A 14,642-nucleotide genomic window follows, 5' to 3' on the forward strand; every position below is an offset into this window, starting at 1 on the left:
CGACGCTCATGCGCGGCTCGCCTTCGTTCGCGGGTCGATGAGGGACTGCGCGACGTCGGCGAGCAGCGTGCCCACGACGGTCGCGATCGAGATGACGAGGACGCAGCCGAGCAGCGTCGGGTAGTCCGACGTCTGCGCCGCGTTCCAGAACAGCAGCCCCATGCCGGGGTAGTTGAACAGCTGCTCGGTCACGAGGGCCCCGCCGAACAGCACGGGCAGGTAGTAGCCGAGCATCGCGACCACCGGGGTGAGCGAGTTCCGGAACACGTGCCGCCGGAGGATCGTCGCCGTCGAGGCTCCCCCGGCCCGAGCCGTGCGGACGTAGTCCTCCTGGAGGTTCTCGAGGGTCGAGGCCCGCATGTACCGGCTGAACACGGCGATCATCGCGAGGGCTCCGGTGACGACGGGGAGCACGAGGCCGGCCGGGTCCTGGAACACCTCGGCGAGGGTGTTCCCGCTCGGCGCCTGGGACGGCAGCCACGGCAGCTGCTGGCTGAAGACGATGATGAGCACGAGTCCGAGGAAGAACGCGGGCGTCGAGTAGAACACGAACGCCAGCGCGGTGGCCGCGTAGTCGACCGCACCGTTGCGGCGGACGGCCTGCCACATCCCGACCGGGATCGCGATGACGAGCCCGAGGACGGCGGACATGCCGGTGAGCACGAGGGTCTTCGGCAGGCGCTCGGCGATGAGCTGCGAGACCGGCTCGTTGAGCGTGTACGACATGCCGATGTCGCCGGTGAGCAGGCGTCCGAGGAACCGGAGGTACTGCACGGGCAGCGGCTGGTCGAGTCCCTGCGACTGGTTGAACGCGGCGATCTGCGCCGGCGTTGCGGAGACGCCGAGGACGCCGCGGGCGGGTCCGCCCGGCAGGGCGTGCAGCAGGCAGAACACGACGATCGTGACGATGAGGACCACGGCGAGTGCTTGCAGCACGCGCCGGAGCAGGTAGAGAGCGGTGGTCATGCGGCTTCCGATGGTCGGATTGGAGACGTGAGCCGGGAGGGAGGCGCGGTGCGCGTCGGACGCGCACCGCGCCTCCCGGCTGTCCTGGGTGTTACTTGCTCCACTTCCACTGTGCGGGGTGGAAGTTCGCGAGGGAGTCCTGGTCGAACCCGGTCAGACCCTTCTTGACGACCGAGATCTGGTAGTCGGGCTCGGGGAGCCAGATGACCGGGAGGTCCTTCGCGACGGCCGCGCTGTAGTCCTGCACGGCGGTCGAATCGGTCGACGTGGTGGTCGCGTCGATGAGCTGGTCGACCTCCTTGTTCGAGTACGACCCGAAGTTGGCCGAACCATCGGTCTGGAAGAGCGACTCACCGGTCGGGTAAGCCGGGAAGTACCAGCTGCCCGCGGTGCCGAAGAAGGAGAGGTCCCAGTCACAGCTGGCCTCGTCGCTGGTGCAGGTCGGGGTCTGCGACAGGACGCTCGACACCGGCGCGGTCTTGATCGTGAAGCCGATGCCGGTCTTCGCGAGCGAGGACTGGATCGCGCTCATCATGTTGTCGGTGACGGTGGAACCGGACTGCGAGAGCACGTTCATGGTGAACTTCGTGCCCTTGTCGACGCCCTCGCCGCACTGGCTGTCGGACGTGCCCGGGTCGGTGCAGACCATGGTGCCGCCCTGCTCCTCCCAGCCGTGGCTGGTCAGGAGCGCCTTGGCCTTCGAGGTGCTGAACGGGTACGGGTTGTCCTTCTGCACGGACGAGACGTAGTCGGACTCCTGCGCCTGCGGGATCGGGCCGTAGGTCGAGGTGGCGGTGCCGTTGAACACGACCTCCGACAGCGAGGTCTGGTCGATCGACATCTGCACGGCCTGGCGGGCGTAGAGCTGCTTGAAGACCGCACCCATGGTCGGGTTGTTGAAGTTGTACGGCATGTACGTGATGGCCCAGCCGGTCCAGGGCTTGACCTCGTAGCCCTTGGCCTCGAAGGACGCCTTCTGGTCCATGTCGGTGGCGTTGATGTAGCCGTAGTCGACCCCGCCCGAGCGGACGGCGTTGACCTCGGCGTCAGCGGACGTGAACGGCAGCAGGTTGACGGTCTTGATGGCGGGCTCCTCGCCGCCGTCGTACTCCTTGTTGGCCGTCAGCGTGACCTTGCCGGCGGTGGTGAACGCGCTCACGCCGTACGGGCCGGAGATGGTCTTCCAGAGGTCGTCGCTAGCGTAGTCCGAGATCTTGCCGGCGGCGGTGTTGAGGTACTTCCAGACCTGCTTCGCGCCCGCGGTGGTTTCGTCCGCGTTGCCGACCGAACCGCTCGCGCTCGTCTTGTCCCAGGCGTGCTGCGGCAGCGGGATGATGTGGCTCAGCTGGTTCGCGAGCATCCAGTCGGCGTTGTACGCCTTGTCGAACGTGATCGTGAAGTGGGTGTCGTCGATGGCCTTGAATGAGGTCCAGTTGTCGGGCGCCTTGCCCTTCGAGTACGAGCCCCACTGGTCCTTGTTCGCCTTGATGAGGTTGAACCAGAACTCGACGTCGCGGCTCGTGATCGGCTTGCCGTCGGACCAGTGGCGGTCGCCGAGGGTCATCGTGACGCTCGTGCCGTCCTTCGCGAACGCTGCGTCGGTTGCCACGGAGCCGGCCTTGTTCCACGCGATCTTGCCCGTCGAGCCGTCGTACGCGACGAGGGGCTCGTACAGCGACTGCGCGATCGAGCCGTTGTTCGTGTTGAGGTGCGCTGCCGTGCCGATCGGCAGGATCCAGTTCGGCGTGAAGTTGGCCGGCAGCGCGTAGTTGATCTCGTCGGTGTTGCTGCTGCCGGACGAGGCGTTGCCGCCTCCGGAGCAGCCGGCGAGCAGCGCGCTCACGGCGATCGCGGCTCCGGTGAGGAGCGCCCAGCGACGGGGCTTGGTCATGTGTGTCTCCTGGTGCGTGGGAGGTGTCGGGGTGTGGAGCACGCGTGCCGGTCGGCACGGGGACAGTCAATGACCAAAGGCGTTGGAAAAACAAACAATCCGATGTAAATAGTTCGTTTCTGCGGTTCGGGCGAAAGGGTGGACGGGCCGATCTGCCGCTTAGGCTCGGACTCACGGGCGGTCGCCGATCGCTTTCCACCGGATTGGAGAAAGTCGTGGCCGACCTCAGCGCCCGCGTCCTGGAGCTCGTCGCTTCGGGACAGGCCTCGAGCCGCACCGAGATCGCCACGCTGCTGGGTGCCGCGCCGTCGACCGTCTCGCACGTGGTCGCGCAGCTGCTCGCGCACGGGCTCCTCGCCGAGGAGGGCACCGACGTCTCGACGGGCGGGCGCCCCCGCAAGGTGCTCCGGATCGGCGGGGCCGACGAGTACGCGGTCGCCGCGGACGTCGGTGGCGGTCACGCCCGCATCGGCGTGGTCCGACCGGGAGGCGCGCTCGAGTCCGTCGCGAACGTCCCGTTCGCGCTCGCCGACGGTCCGACCGCCGGGCTCCAGCGACTCGCCGGGATGCTCGAGCGTCTCGCCGACGAGCAGGGGCGCGCGGGGCTCAGGGGGGTCGGCCTCAGCCTGCCCGGCCCGGTCGACGTCGAGGCCGGCGTGGTCGACCTGCCGAGCCGCATGCCCGGGTGGAACGGCTTCCCGGTGGCGTCCTGGCTCACCGAGCGGTTCGGGCTGCCGGCGGTCGTCGACAACGACGCGAACTGCATGGCCGCCGGTGAGCAGAGCGTGCAGGACCCGTCGCGTCGGCAGACCATCACGATCAAGGCCGGCTCGGCCATCGGTGCCGGGATCGTCATCGACGGCCGGCTCTACCGCGGGTCGACCGGGTCCGCCGGCGACATCACGCACGTGCGCATCGACGCGGCCGGGGACACCCCGTGCTCGTGCGGCAACACCGGCTGCCTCGAGACGGTGGCCTCCGGTGCCGCGCTCGTCCGCATCCTGTCGAACGCCGGGGTCGCGGTCGAGTCCACGGCCGACGTGGTCCGGCTCGCCTCGGACGCGCACCCCGAGGCCACCCGTGCCGTGCGGCTGGCCGGCCGGTACCTCGGTGAGGTCCTCGCGGCCAACGTCAACTTCTTCAACCCGGACGCGGTCTACCTCGGCGGCATCCTGTCGACGCTCGACCCGTTCATCGCCGCCGTCCGGAGCCAGCTGTACGAGAGCTGCCACCCGCTCATGACGCAGCACCTCGCGATCGAACCGGTGTCGCTCGGCGCCGACGCCGGGCTCGTCGGCGCCGGCCAGTTCGCGCTGCAGCGGGGCCTGACCGCCTCGCTCGAGGAGCTCTCGGCGCCCATCCCCCAGTCCGCCGTCAGGAAGAGGAACGTCCGTGTCTGAGTCCGTGTCTGAGTCCGTGCCTGCCGCGCCCGCTGCGTCCGGCGTCCGTCGCCCGGTGATCGCGATCGCGGGGCTCGCCATCGAGACCTCGACGTTCACCCCCACCCGGACGCACGCACCGGCGTTCCACCCGGACCGCGGCGACGAGGTCGTGGCGCGGTACCCGTTCCTCGCGTCGTACGCCGACCGGGCCGACTTCCGCGGCGCGCTCATCGGGCACGCCCTTCCCGGCGGCATGGTCGACCGCGACTCGTACGAGTCGCTCGCGACCGAGATCTGTGACCGGCTGGCGGCGATCGTCGCGGACGGGGCCGTCGACGGCCTCTGGTACGACATCCACGGCGCGATGGTGGTCGAGGGCCTCGACGACGCCGAGACGGACCTGCTCGGACGCATCCGCGCGGTCGTCGGACCGGGCGTCGTCGTGTCGGCCTCGATGGACCTGCACGGCAACGTCACCGCGGAGCTCGCACACCAGGTCGACCTCGTCACCTGCTACCGGATGGCCCCGCACGAGGACGCCCTCGAGACGAAGGAGCGCGCCGTCCGCAACCTCGTCGACGTGCTCACCACCAAGCCGGTCGGCGAGCAACGTCCCGTGAAGGCCTGGGTGCCGATCCCCGTGCTGCTGCCCGGCGAGCAGACCTCGACGCGCATCGAACCCGCGGCCTCGCTGTACGCGCAGGTGCCGGAGGTCGAGGCCACCCCGGGTGTCCTCGACGCCGCGATCTGGGTCGGCTACGCCTGGGCGGACCAGCCCCGGGACCGCGCCGTCACGGTCGTCACCGGCTGGGACCGCGAGGCCGTCGCCGCCGGCGCCGAACGGCTCGCGCGCGCGTTCTGGGACGTCCGCGAGGACTTCGTGTTCGTCGCACCGACCGGCTCGTTCGACGAGTGCCTCGCCGCTGCGCTCGCGCCGGGGGCCGCGCGACCGTACTTCGTCTCGGACTCGGGCGACAACCCCACCGCAGGCGGCTCCGGCGACATGACGTGGGGGCTGACGCAGGTGCTCGCGAACCCGGCGTTCTCGTCGCCCGACGGCCCGACCGTCATCTACGCGAGCGTCCCGGGGCCCGAGGCCGTCGCCACCGCCGTCGAGGCCGGGGTCGGTGCGACCGTGACCGTCACCGCCGGGGCTGCGGTCGACGCCGTGCACGCGGGGCCGCTCACCATGACCGGCCGGGTGCACGCCGTCAAGCACGGGGACCGCGACGCCGAGACCGAGGTCGTGCTCCAGGTCGGGTCGGTGTTCGCGATCCTCACGACGCTCCGGAAGCCGTACCACCACGAGCACGACTTCACGGACCTCGACCTCGCCCCACGGGACGCCGACGTCGTCATCGTCAAGATCGGGTACCTCGAGCCCGAACTCTTCGACATGGCTGCGGACTGGATGCTCGCGCTCACCCCGGGTGGCGTGGACCAGGACCTCGAGCGGCTCGGGCACCACAGGATCCAGCGGCCGATGTTCCCCTACGATCGGGAGTTCCCGTCGGCGCCCGACCTCGGAGCCCGGATCATCCCGCCGTCGAACGAACCGCTCGGAGCCATCGCGTGACCACTGTCCCCGTCGCCCTCGAGATCGCGGTGACGTCACCCGCCGGCGCCGTCGTCGCCCGCGACCACGGCGCCGACCGCGTCGAGCTCTGCGTCGGCCTCGAACTCGGTGGCCTCACCCCGTCCCAGGCACTCGTCGAGACCGTGCACGAGACCGGCATCCCGGCGCACGCCCTCGTCCGGTGCCGCCCCGGCGGCTTCGTGCACGACCCTGACGAGGTCGACCTCATGGAGCGCGAGGTGCGCACCGTCATCCGGTCGGGAGCGGCCGGTGTCGTGGTCGGCGCGCTCCGCCCGGACCGGACCCTCGACCTCGACGCCCTCCGCCGGTTCGTCGCCGCGGCCCGCTCGGTGAGCGCCACCGCCGAGGTCACCCTGCACCGCGCGATCGACCACGCGGCGGACCCCGTCGCCGCCGCCGCGGCGGTCGCGGACCTCGGCTTCACCCGCGTCCTGACCTCCGGCGGTGCCCTGACGGCTGCCGCGGGGGCCTCGACGATCTCGCGGATGGTCGAGTCCTCGGGGCCCGTGCAGGTCATGGCCGGCGCCGGCGTGACCCCGGCGGACGTGCCGGGACTCGTCGCGGCGGGGGTCGCCGCCGTGCACCTCTCCGCGAAGCGCCCGGCCGCCGGCAGTGCCCACACCGGCGTGCCGATGGGCGGCTCCGACGACGGGTCGGCGCACTTGGTCACCGATGCCGAGGTCGTGCAGGCGGCACGACGTGCGCTGGACACCGCCGGCGTCTGACCGGGTACCCGGACGTCAGCGCCCGGCGGTGGCGTGGTTCGCGACCTGCGTCGCGGAGAGCACGGTGCTGTAGACGGCCGCGTACCGCATCTGGCCGGTGAACCAGAAGTTCGACGGCTGGCCGGGCCACCCGGAGACGGTGTCGTACCCGATGCGCCAGTAGCCGGTGTAGTTCTCGGGAGCCGTGTACGCCGCGTTGGACGCGACGAGCACGCCGTCCGCGTAGAGCCGCATCCCGGTGGCGGCCGACATCGTCGCCACGACGTGGTGCCACGCGCCGTCCGTGTAGGTCTTGGGCGAGGTGACGACCTGCGTGGTGCCGTTGTACGCGCCGAAGACGAGCTGTCCCGAGGTGTTCAGGTACACCTGTCGGTCGTGCTGCCCAGAGGTCGTCACCTGGTTGCTGCCGAACCCGATCAGCATGCCGCCCGCGACGGTGGTCCGGAACCAGACCTCCTCGCTGAAGGTGGTCGGGTTCGCGACCGCCTTCGGCGTCGAGACGAAGCTCGTCGACCCGTTCAGCTGGTAGGCGGTGCCCGCGTCGCGCGGGCAGGCGTTCGGGCTCGGTGCGATCGCCGCCATGGACCCCTGGTAGGTGCCGTTCTGGCTCTTGCCGGACCAGTCGGTCGCCACCGTCGAACCCGAGGCCTCGCCGAGGCGGTAGGCGAACACGGCGTTCGCGGTGTCGGCGCCGACGGCCGCGGAGCAGGTGAAGTACGGGGCCGTCCCGGCGGTGTCCGTGTCGTTCGTGATCTTCGCGCCGAAGGCGGAGCGGGTCGGAGCGAAGGCGTTGAACAGGACGACGACGGCGATCGCGAGGACGAGGACGAGCGCCACGACGCGGCCGTCCCGGAGCCGGCGGGCGATCGCGCCCGGGGCGGACCGGAACGCGCTCACGATGCGCGCACCGCGTCGGTCCGGCCGACGGAGAGGCAGAGCGCCAGCGGCACGAGGCACGCGGCGATGAGGAGCCCCCAGCCGACGGGGCCGAGGTCGATGTTCGAGGTCAGCTGGTAGTGGCCGTTCTTCGTGAGCTCGTGGATGACCATGTGTCCGACCTGCCCGTCGACGAGGTGCAGCGGTTCGGCGCCGGGTGCCGTGACACGGACCGGGAACATGCCCGAGGACACGATGGTCACGTCGACACCGGTGTGGTCGGCGGTGTTCGTGATCGTCGTCACGTTGACGAACGGCTTCAGGACGAACGCCGCGTACGAGACGGTGAGTGCCCCGCCCGCGATGCGGAGGCACGTGCGGGTGACCCGGTCGGTGAAGACGCTCGTGAGCGTCCAGATCACCAGCGTGCCGATGAGCAGGAGCGGGGCCGCGCGGAACAGCCAGCCGAGGTGCGGGACGAGGAGCACCGGCGAGCCGATGACGTCGGCCTGCGTGAGCGTCCACGGGTCGGTCGCGCCGTTGATGTCGCCGCGGGTGTGCAGCCCGCCGTCGTGGTCGACGCCGATGATGCGGTGCGTGTAGACGACACCGGGGTTCGCCGCGGTCTCGAACGTGACGACGTCACCGACCGCGAGGTCCGACGCGCGGGCCGGCAGGTCGAGGACGAGCGTGCCGACCGGTGCGGCCACGCCCATCGACGGGGTCTCGACGACGAACCAGCGCCCGCCGGAGCCGAGGAACAGGACCGCAGCGCCGAGGAGGACCGCGGCGACGACGGCGACCGACCAGGCGAGGACGGTCTCGAAGCGGGTGGCGGTGTGTGCGCCGAGGAGCGGCCGGTCGAGCGTGCCGCTGAGCGGGACGGCTGCGGTCTGGCTCATGTGCTGCTCCGGTCGTCGAGGGTGGTGCGGGGTGGGGACGGGGTGGGGTGGTGGGTGGCGACGCTCGGCCGGAGGGGGGTCGGCCGAGCGTCGCCGGTCTGGGGTGGTCCGGGCCGCTAGGCGGTGAAGGTCCAGGTCATCGGCACCGAGGCGGCGAGGCCCTGGTAGGTGTTGCCGGCCGACGAGTCGAGCGTCACGGCGAAGTTGAACGGGACGCTGGCACCGGCCGCCGGGGCGGGCGGCATCGTGAACGCGGTCGAGGCGGCGCCCTTGAAGCTGGCGAGCGTGCCGCTGAACACGGTGGTCGAGCCGGAGGTGATGACGAGGTTCATCTTCGAGCACAGGTCGGTGGCGCTGCCGTTGACGGTGCCGTTGTTGGACTGGGTGCAGGTCGCGCCCGGGGTCAGCGTGAAGGTGGCGGCGTTGGCGGTACCGGTGTTCTTGATCGAGATCGCGGTGTTCACGGTGTTGCCCGGCGTCATCGTCGTGCTCCCACCGAACTTGTTGATCGTCGAGCAGGTCGCGGCGTTGGTCGAGACCGATCCGCCGTCGGTGCTGGTGCAGGTGACCGTGCCGCCGGCGTTCTGCTCCTGCATGGTCAGGGTGCCGCTGGCGGCGGTGTTGCTGCTGTTGGTGATGCTCGCGGCGAACCCGGACAGCGTGCCGGTGAGCGACAGCGAGAGGAGGACGGCGGCGAAGATGCCCGCGAGCAGGGCGACGGGGGCGAAACGGATCCGCTTCGCTGCGGAGGTGCGGGGCTTCTTGGACACGGGGAACCTCTTCGGTCGGTGTGGTCTGGCTGGTCGGTGTGGTCCGGCTCTTCCGGAGGAGCAAGGGGTTCGGGCCGACTTGCTTCACTCATCAAGATACTCAATCATTCACAAACTTGGCTACTCGTGTACTGTCCCCAGTGTGAGGGACGCCACGGACGGCCCCTCCGGACCCGAACTGGAGGACCTGTGACCCGAGCAGGTGCACCCGAACCCACCACCGACCCCGGCGAGCTCATCAGTGCGTTCGACGCCGTCGTGCGCGCGAACGCCGTGCTCGTCCGGCAGCTCAGCGCCCGCGCGGGCGTGCACGAGAACGCCCTCCGCGCACTCGTGCTCATCGACGACACGGGCTACTCGACCCCGACCGAGGTCGCCGGCTACCTGGGGCTCACCTCCGGTGCCGTCACGAACATGGTCGACCGGATGACCGCGGCCGGCCTCGTCGAGCGCGCGCCGAACCCGAACGACCGGCGGGGGTCACTCCTGCGACTCCGACCCGAGGGCGATGCGGTCGTCCGGGGGTACCGCCAGCGGTACGCCGAGCTGCTCACCGCGGTCGACGCCACGCACGACGGCGACCTCGTCACGCTGCTGAGCGACCTGGCGACGAGCCTCTACGAACAGGCCGGCGCGGCGGAGGGCTGACCGAGCGCGACCACGCCGTCCGCGGCTGCCACGGCGACCGGGTCGTGCGCCGCGTGGATGACGACCGCACCGGCGGCGGCCTCGTCCGCCAGCGCCGCGACGACGAGCGCTGCAGAAGCCGCGTCGACGCCCGCGGTGGGCTCGTCGACCAGCAGCACCGACGCCTCCTGGGCGAACCCGAGCGCGACGAGCACACGCTGCCGCTGCCCGCCGGAGAGCTCGTCGAACGAACGGTGCGCGAGGTCGGCCACGGCCAGGCGCTCGAGCTGGGCCTCGACGACCGAGCGGTCACGCCGCGTGGCCGGGCGCCACCAGGGCCGGGCCCGCCACCGCCCCATCGACACGGCGTCGCGCACGGTCAGCGGGAGCGCGCCGGGCGGGACGGACTGCGGCACGTACGCGACGTCGGTCGGGAGGCCCGCCACCCGCCCGGCGGACCACGGCACCAGTCCGGCGATCGCGTCGAGCACGGTGGACTTGCCCGACCCGTTGGGTCCGGTGAGCGCCGTGACGGCACCAGCCCGGAAGGTCGCGTGCAGTCCGGCGACGACACAGCGGTCACCTCGGTGCAGGGCGACGTCGGTCAGTTCGATGGCGGCGGCTCGGGACACCTGAGCACGCTATCAGTATTGATAGTCGTTTTCATGTAGCGTCTCCGAACGTGACCTGGCTGACCGACCCCTTCTCCGTCGATTTCATGCTGCGCGCCCTCGTCGGTGGCACGCTGGCCGCGGTGCTGTGCGCGGTCGTCGGCACCTGGGTCCTCGTGCGCGGCATGGCCTTCCTCGGCGAGGCACTCGCGCACGGCATGCTCCCCGGGGTGGCCGTCGCGACCCTGACCGGCGTCCCAGCCGCCCTCGGTGCCGCGGCGAGCGCGGGCGTCATGGTCCTCGGCGTCGGAGCACTGCGCCGGCGCGCCCGCCTGTCCTACGACGCGTCGATCGGCCTGCTGTTCGTCGGCATGCTCGCCCTCGGCGTCATCGTCGTGTCCGCGTCGCGCTCGTTCGCGACGGACGTGACCGCGATCCTGTTCGGGGACGTGCTCGCCGTGACCGCGGCGGACCTCGCCGGCCTCGCCGTGGCCGCCGCCGTGGCGCTCGGCACGGCGATCTGCTTCCACCGACCGTTCGCAGCGACGGCGTTCGACGTCCGGAAGGCCGCGACGCTCGGGCTGCGACCGCGCCTGGCGGAGGTGGTCCTCGTCGCCCTGGTCACCCTCGCCGTCGTCGCGTCGTACCGGGCGGTCGGGACACTCCTCGTGGTCGGGCTCCTCCTCGCCCCGGCCGCCGCCGCGCGCGCGTGGACCCGTTCGGTCCGCTCGACGATGCTCCTCGGCGCCGGCATCGGTGCCGCCGCCGTCCTCGCCGGCCTGCTCGTCTCGTGGCACCTCGGCACGGCCGCCGGCGCGAGCATCGCCGTCGTCGCGGTCCTCGGCGTGGCGGTCTCCCGTGGTGCCGCCGCCCTGCTGCACGGCCGCGCTCCGGCGCACCCCAAGCCCACCCGGACCGCCCGGACCCCCGGGTCCACAGCACCACGAGAGGCCCCATGAACCACCGATCCACCCCCGCCGTCGGCGCCGCGCTCGGGCTCACGCTCCTGCTCGCCGCCTGCTCGACCGACCCGGCCACACCGGGAGCCGCCGCGACGACCGACCGCCCGCACGGGTACGTCGAGGGCGCTCGGGAGGCCCGTGAGCCCCAGCTGCGCCTCCTCGCGGTGGACCCCGACGGCCGGACCACGATCCGCGACCTGCTCACCGGCGAGTCCTCCGCGCTCGACACCGTCGATGCCCCGACGCATGCCGCCACGGACGGACGGTTCCTCGTCACGTCCGACGACGACCGGACGACGATCACGGACGGAGGCGCCTGGACGGTCGACCACGGCGACCACACGCACTACTACGCCGCCGAGCCGCGGGTCGTCGGCCACGTCGATCGCGGCGGAGCGGTCGACGTGCACTCCTCGGAGACGACCACCACGCTGACCTGGCCGGACCGTAGCGAGGCCGTCGCACTGGACCGCGAGTCGCTCGGGCAGGGCGAGGTCGAGGAGGTCCTGCGCGTCGAGGCGTCGGTCCTGCTGCCGTTCGGCGACCGCTTCGTCGTCGGGGCCGACGACACGGTGACCATCCTCGACCGGGGTGGCCGTGCCGTGGGCGATGCGGTGTCCTGCTCGGAGCCCGCCGGCGGCATCGTGACCCGGGCGGGCGCCGTGGTCGGGTGCTCCGACGGTGCGGTCGTCGTGGACGAGGCCGGTGCGACGACGGTCCCGCTGCCCGACGGGACGACGGACCGTCCGACGTCGTTCGCAGCGCGGGCCGGACGGCCCACCGTCGCCGGTGTCGCGGGGAACGGCGGGGCCTGGCTGCTCGACGCACGGGAGCACTCGTGGCGGCACGTCGCCTCGGAACGACCGCTCCGTGCGGTCACGGCGGTCGACGACGCCGACGGGCACGTCGTCGCGGTCGACGACACGGGACGGGTGGTCGTCGTCGCGACGGCGGACCCGACGTCCACGAGTGGCCGCACCGCCACGACCGACCCTCTGGTCACGGCGGACGGCCCGGCCCTCCTCCAGGTCGACGCACAGCGGGCCTACGTCGCCGACCCGACCACCGGGTCGGTGCACGAGATCGACTTCGCGGACGACGCCCGGGTGGCCCGCACGATCGCGCTCGGTCACCCCGTCGCCGCCTTCGCCGAGGTCGGCCGGTGACCCCCGCAGCCCGAGCGACCGCCGCCGCGCGCACGGCCGCCGTGCGTGCCACCGTCGTGCTCCTCGTCGCCGGACTCGTCGCGACCACCGCCGGCTGCAGCACGACCGAGCGCGACCGCCCCCTCGTGGCCGTGACGACGAACATCCTCGGCGACGTCGTCAGCGAGGTCGTGGGGGACGCCGCGGACGTCGAGGTCCTCATGCCCGCGGGTGCGGACCCGCACTCCTTCGAGGTCTCCGCCCAGGAGGCCGCACGACTCCGTTCCGCCGACCTCGTCGTCGAGAACGGCCTCGGCCTCGAGGAGGGCGTCGCTCGGCACGTCGAGGCGGCAGCGGCCGACGGCGTCCCGGTCTTCACGGCGGGGGACGCGATCGACGTCCTCGACTGGCGCACCGAGGACGACTCCGGACCGGACCCGCACTTCTGGACCGACCCGCAGCGGATGGCCGAGGTGGTCACGGCACTCCACGACGCCCTCGGCGAGGTCGGCATCGACGCGCCGGGGGCCGACGGCTACCGCGCGCAGCTCGACGCACTCGACGACGAGGTGGCCGCGGCGTTCGCGACCGTCCCCGCCGACCGTCGCGCCCTCGTGACGAACCACCACGTGTTCGGCTACCTCGCCGACCGCTACGGCTTCCGGGTCGTCGGTGCCGTGATCCCGAGCGGGACGACCCTCGCCTCCCCGAGCGCCGCGGACCTCCGCGACCTGGCGTCGGCGATCGAGGACGCCGGGGTGCCGACGATCTTCGCCGACCTCTCCCAGCCGGCCCGACTCGCCGAGGTCCTCGCCGACGAGGTCGGCGTCGAGGTCACCATCACCCCGCTCGCCACCGAGTCGCTGACCGCCACCGGTCCCGCGAGCACCTACCTCGGCATGACCCGTTCGAACGCCGAGGCGATCGCCGACGGCCTGTCGGCTTCCAGATGAGAATGAGAATCAATACAGTGACCGTCATGACGACATCCTCGAAGCGACGCACCGCCGTCGCCCCCGCCCTGCTCCTCGGGGCGGCCACCCTCGCCCTGACCGGGTGCTCCACCGATCCCTCGGACGCGGAGGACCGCGCGGAGCGGTCACGCGCTGCGGACGAGACCCGACTCACCGTGACCTACGACGGCGGGGTGCTCGTCCTCGACGAGGACCTCCACGTGGTGTCGGACGACGCGATCGACGGCTTCACGCGGGTGAACCCCGCGGGCGACGGCCGTCACGTGCTCGTCACCGTCCCCGCGGGCTTCCGCGTCCTCGACACCGCCTCGGACCCGGCGCTCACCGACGCCGTCTTCCCCGCCGACGCCGGCGGCCACGCGGTCGTCCACGGTGACCGGACGACGCTCTTCGCCGACGGCACCGGGGACGTCACCGCGTTCGACCACGACGACCTGACCGACACCGTGGACGACGGCAGCCTGCCCGAGGTCGACACGACGCGGTCCGAGGCGGCGCACCACGGCGTCGCGATCGAGCTCGAGGACGGCACGCTCCTCACCACCATCGGCACCGAGGAGTCCCGGTCCGGCGTCCGCGCGCTCGACGACGACGGCACCGAGACCACGCGCTCCGAGGACTGCCCCGACGTGCACGGCGAGGGCACCGTCGCGGACGAGGTCGCGGTGTTCGGCTGCACCGACGGCGCGCTCGTCTACCGCGACGGCACCTTCACCAAGATCGACGCGCCGACCGCGTACGGCCGCACCGGCAACCTGTTCACCACGGACACGAGCCCCGTGGCGGTCGGTGACTACAACGACGACCCGGACAGCGAGGGCTACCTCCTCGACCAGCTCGCACTGATCGACACCGAGCAGGGATCGTACGAGACTGCGGACCTGCCCGAGGGCGTCGGCTTCACCTTCCGTGACCTCGCGCGCGGGCCGGACGACGAGGCGATCGTGCTCGGCTCCGACGGATCCCTGCACACCTTCGACGTCACGACGGGCGAGCACCTCGCCACGTTCCCGGTCATCGACGCGTGGGAGGGCCCCGTCGAGTGGCAGGACCCGCACCCCGCCCTCGAGGTGGCCGGCGACACGGCCTTCGTCACCGATCCGGCGACGAAGACCGTCCACGCCGTGGACCTCACCAGCGGCGAGGTCGTCGCCTCCAGCGACGAGCTCCCCGGCGTCCCGAACGAGATCGCGGTCGCGTAGCGCCGAGACGGA

Annotated in this window: 14 protein-coding genes; 8 read left to right on the top strand and 6 right to left on the bottom strand. The window is 71.9% G+C overall.

Annotated elements, in window-relative coordinates; all coding sequences use genetic code 11:
- Nucleotides 1–6: 6 nt before the first annotated feature.
- Both QPJ90_RS03690 and QPJ90_RS03695 read right to left on the bottom strand, forming a co-directional pair.
- The gene (locus tag QPJ90_RS03690) at nt 7–966 is read right to left on the bottom strand and encodes an ABC transporter permease (RefSeq protein ID WP_290133123.1); all 960 of its coding nucleotides are present in this window, start codon (nt 964–966) and stop codon (nt 7–9) included.
- 91 nt (nt 967–1,057) lie between these two features.
- Nucleotides 1,058–2,857, bottom strand: coding sequence for a peptide ABC transporter substrate-binding protein (locus QPJ90_RS03695; protein ID WP_290133124.1), 1,800 nt, complete (start codon nt 2,855–2,857; stop codon nt 1,058–1,060).
- 215 nt (nt 2,858–3,072) lie between these two features.
- On the opposite strand from QPJ90_RS03695, the gene QPJ90_RS03700 reads away from it, so the two are divergent.
- Genes QPJ90_RS03700 through QPJ90_RS03710 form a run of 3 tightly spaced genes read left to right on the top strand, consistent with a single transcriptional unit; the run spans nt 3,073 to nt 6,561 of the window.
- Complete coding sequence (locus tag QPJ90_RS03700; RefSeq protein WP_290133125.1) at nt 3,073–4,257, top strand: ROK family protein; 1,185 nt, start codon at nt 3,073–3,075, stop codon at nt 4,255–4,257.
- Nucleotides 4,250–5,815 (top strand): M81 family metallopeptidase, encoded by a 1,566-nt coding sequence (locus QPJ90_RS03705; RefSeq protein WP_290133126.1) that lies wholly within the window; start codon nt 4,250–4,252, stop codon nt 5,813–5,815. The genes QPJ90_RS03700 and QPJ90_RS03705 overlap by 8 nt, the downstream gene beginning before the upstream one ends.
- Nucleotides 5,812–6,561: a copper homeostasis protein CutC gene (locus tag QPJ90_RS03710; RefSeq protein ID WP_290133127.1), complete on the top strand. Its 750-nt coding sequence runs from the start codon at nt 5,812–5,814 to the stop codon at nt 6,559–6,561. The genes QPJ90_RS03705 and QPJ90_RS03710 overlap by 4 nt, the downstream gene beginning before the upstream one ends.
- Before the next feature lie 15 nt (nt 6,562–6,576).
- On the opposite strand, the gene QPJ90_RS03715 is transcribed toward QPJ90_RS03710, so the two are convergent.
- The 3 genes from QPJ90_RS03715 to QPJ90_RS03725 form a co-directional block, all read right to left on the bottom strand.
- On the bottom strand, nt 6,577–7,458 hold the full coding sequence (locus QPJ90_RS03715) for a LamG domain-containing protein (protein WP_290133128.1): 882 nt from the start codon (nt 7,456–7,458) through the stop codon (nt 6,577–6,579).
- Nucleotides 7,455–8,339, bottom strand: coding sequence for a S26 family signal peptidase (locus QPJ90_RS03720; RefSeq protein ID WP_290133129.1), 885 nt, complete (start codon nt 8,337–8,339; stop codon nt 7,455–7,457). The genes QPJ90_RS03715 and QPJ90_RS03720 overlap by 4 nt, the downstream gene beginning before the upstream one ends.
- A 116-nt stretch (nt 8,340–8,455) precedes the next feature.
- Entirely contained in the window at nt 8,456–9,109 is a 654-nt protein-coding gene (locus QPJ90_RS03725; RefSeq protein WP_290133130.1) for a hypothetical protein, read from the bottom strand.
- Nucleotides 9,110–9,298: 189 nt separating this feature from the next.
- Between QPJ90_RS03725 and QPJ90_RS03730 the strand changes: the two genes are divergently transcribed.
- Nucleotides 9,299–9,757, top strand: a complete 459-nt coding sequence (locus QPJ90_RS03730; RefSeq protein WP_290133131.1) for a MarR family transcriptional regulator — start codon at nt 9,299–9,301, stop codon at nt 9,755–9,757.
- On the opposite strand, the gene QPJ90_RS03735 is transcribed toward QPJ90_RS03730, so the two are convergent.
- Nucleotides 9,727–10,368 (bottom strand): ABC transporter ATP-binding protein, encoded by a 642-nt coding sequence (locus QPJ90_RS03735; RefSeq protein ID WP_290133132.1) that lies wholly within the window; start codon nt 10,366–10,368, stop codon nt 9,727–9,729. The two genes, QPJ90_RS03730 and QPJ90_RS03735, sit on opposite strands and share 31 nt — an antisense overlap.
- Before the next feature lie 50 nt (nt 10,369–10,418).
- On the opposite strand from QPJ90_RS03735, the gene aztB reads away from it, so the two are divergent.
- From aztB to QPJ90_RS03755, 4 genes are read left to right on the top strand one after another with little or no spacing between them, the layout of a single operon-like run.
- Nucleotides 10,419–11,306, top strand: a complete 888-nt coding sequence (gene aztB, locus QPJ90_RS03740) for a zinc ABC transporter permease AztB (protein ID WP_290133133.1) — start codon at nt 10,419–10,421, stop codon at nt 11,304–11,306.
- Complete coding sequence (locus QPJ90_RS03745; protein ID WP_290133134.1) at nt 11,303–12,475, top strand: ABC transporter; 1,173 nt, start codon at nt 11,303–11,305, stop codon at nt 12,473–12,475. Before aztB ends, QPJ90_RS03745 begins: the two co-directional genes overlap by 4 nt.
- Nucleotides 12,472–13,407: a metal ABC transporter substrate-binding protein gene (locus QPJ90_RS03750; RefSeq protein ID WP_290133135.1), complete on the top strand. Its 936-nt coding sequence runs from the start codon at nt 12,472–12,474 to the stop codon at nt 13,405–13,407. The genes QPJ90_RS03745 and QPJ90_RS03750 overlap by 4 nt, the downstream gene beginning before the upstream one ends.
- 26 nt (nt 13,408–13,433) lie before the next feature.
- Nucleotides 13,434–14,630 carry a hypothetical protein gene (locus QPJ90_RS03755; protein WP_290133136.1) on the top strand — a complete coding sequence of 399 codons (1,197 nt, stop codon included), beginning with the start codon at nt 13,434–13,436 and terminating at the stop codon, nt 14,628–14,630.
- Nucleotides 14,631–14,642: the final 12 nt, after the last annotated feature.

The sequence above is a fragment of the Curtobacterium sp. 458 genome (genome assembly GCF_030406605.1).
In the GTDB taxonomy this organism is placed as follows: Bacteria; Actinomycetota; Actinomycetes; order Actinomycetales; family Microbacteriaceae; genus Curtobacterium.

Coding starts and splice junctions, on each gene's coding strand:
- QPJ90_RS03690 (WP_290133123.1), bottom strand. CDS start 966: ATGACCACCGCTCTCTACCTGCTCCGGCGCGTGCTGCAAGCACTCGCC.
- QPJ90_RS03695 (WP_290133124.1), bottom strand. CDS start 2,857: ATGACCAAGCCCCGTCGCTGGGCGCTCCTCACCGGAGCCGCGATCGCC.
- QPJ90_RS03720 (WP_290133129.1), bottom strand. CDS start 8,339: ATGAGCCAGACCGCAGCCGTCCCGCTCAGCGGCACGCTCGACCGGCCG.
- QPJ90_RS03745 (WP_290133134.1), top strand. CDS start 11,303: ATGAACCACCGATCCACCCCCGCCGTCGGCGCCGCGCTCGGGCTCACG.
- QPJ90_RS03755 (WP_290133136.1), top strand. CDS start 13,434: ATGACGACATCCTCGAAGCGACGCACCGCCGTCGCCCCCGCCCTGCTC.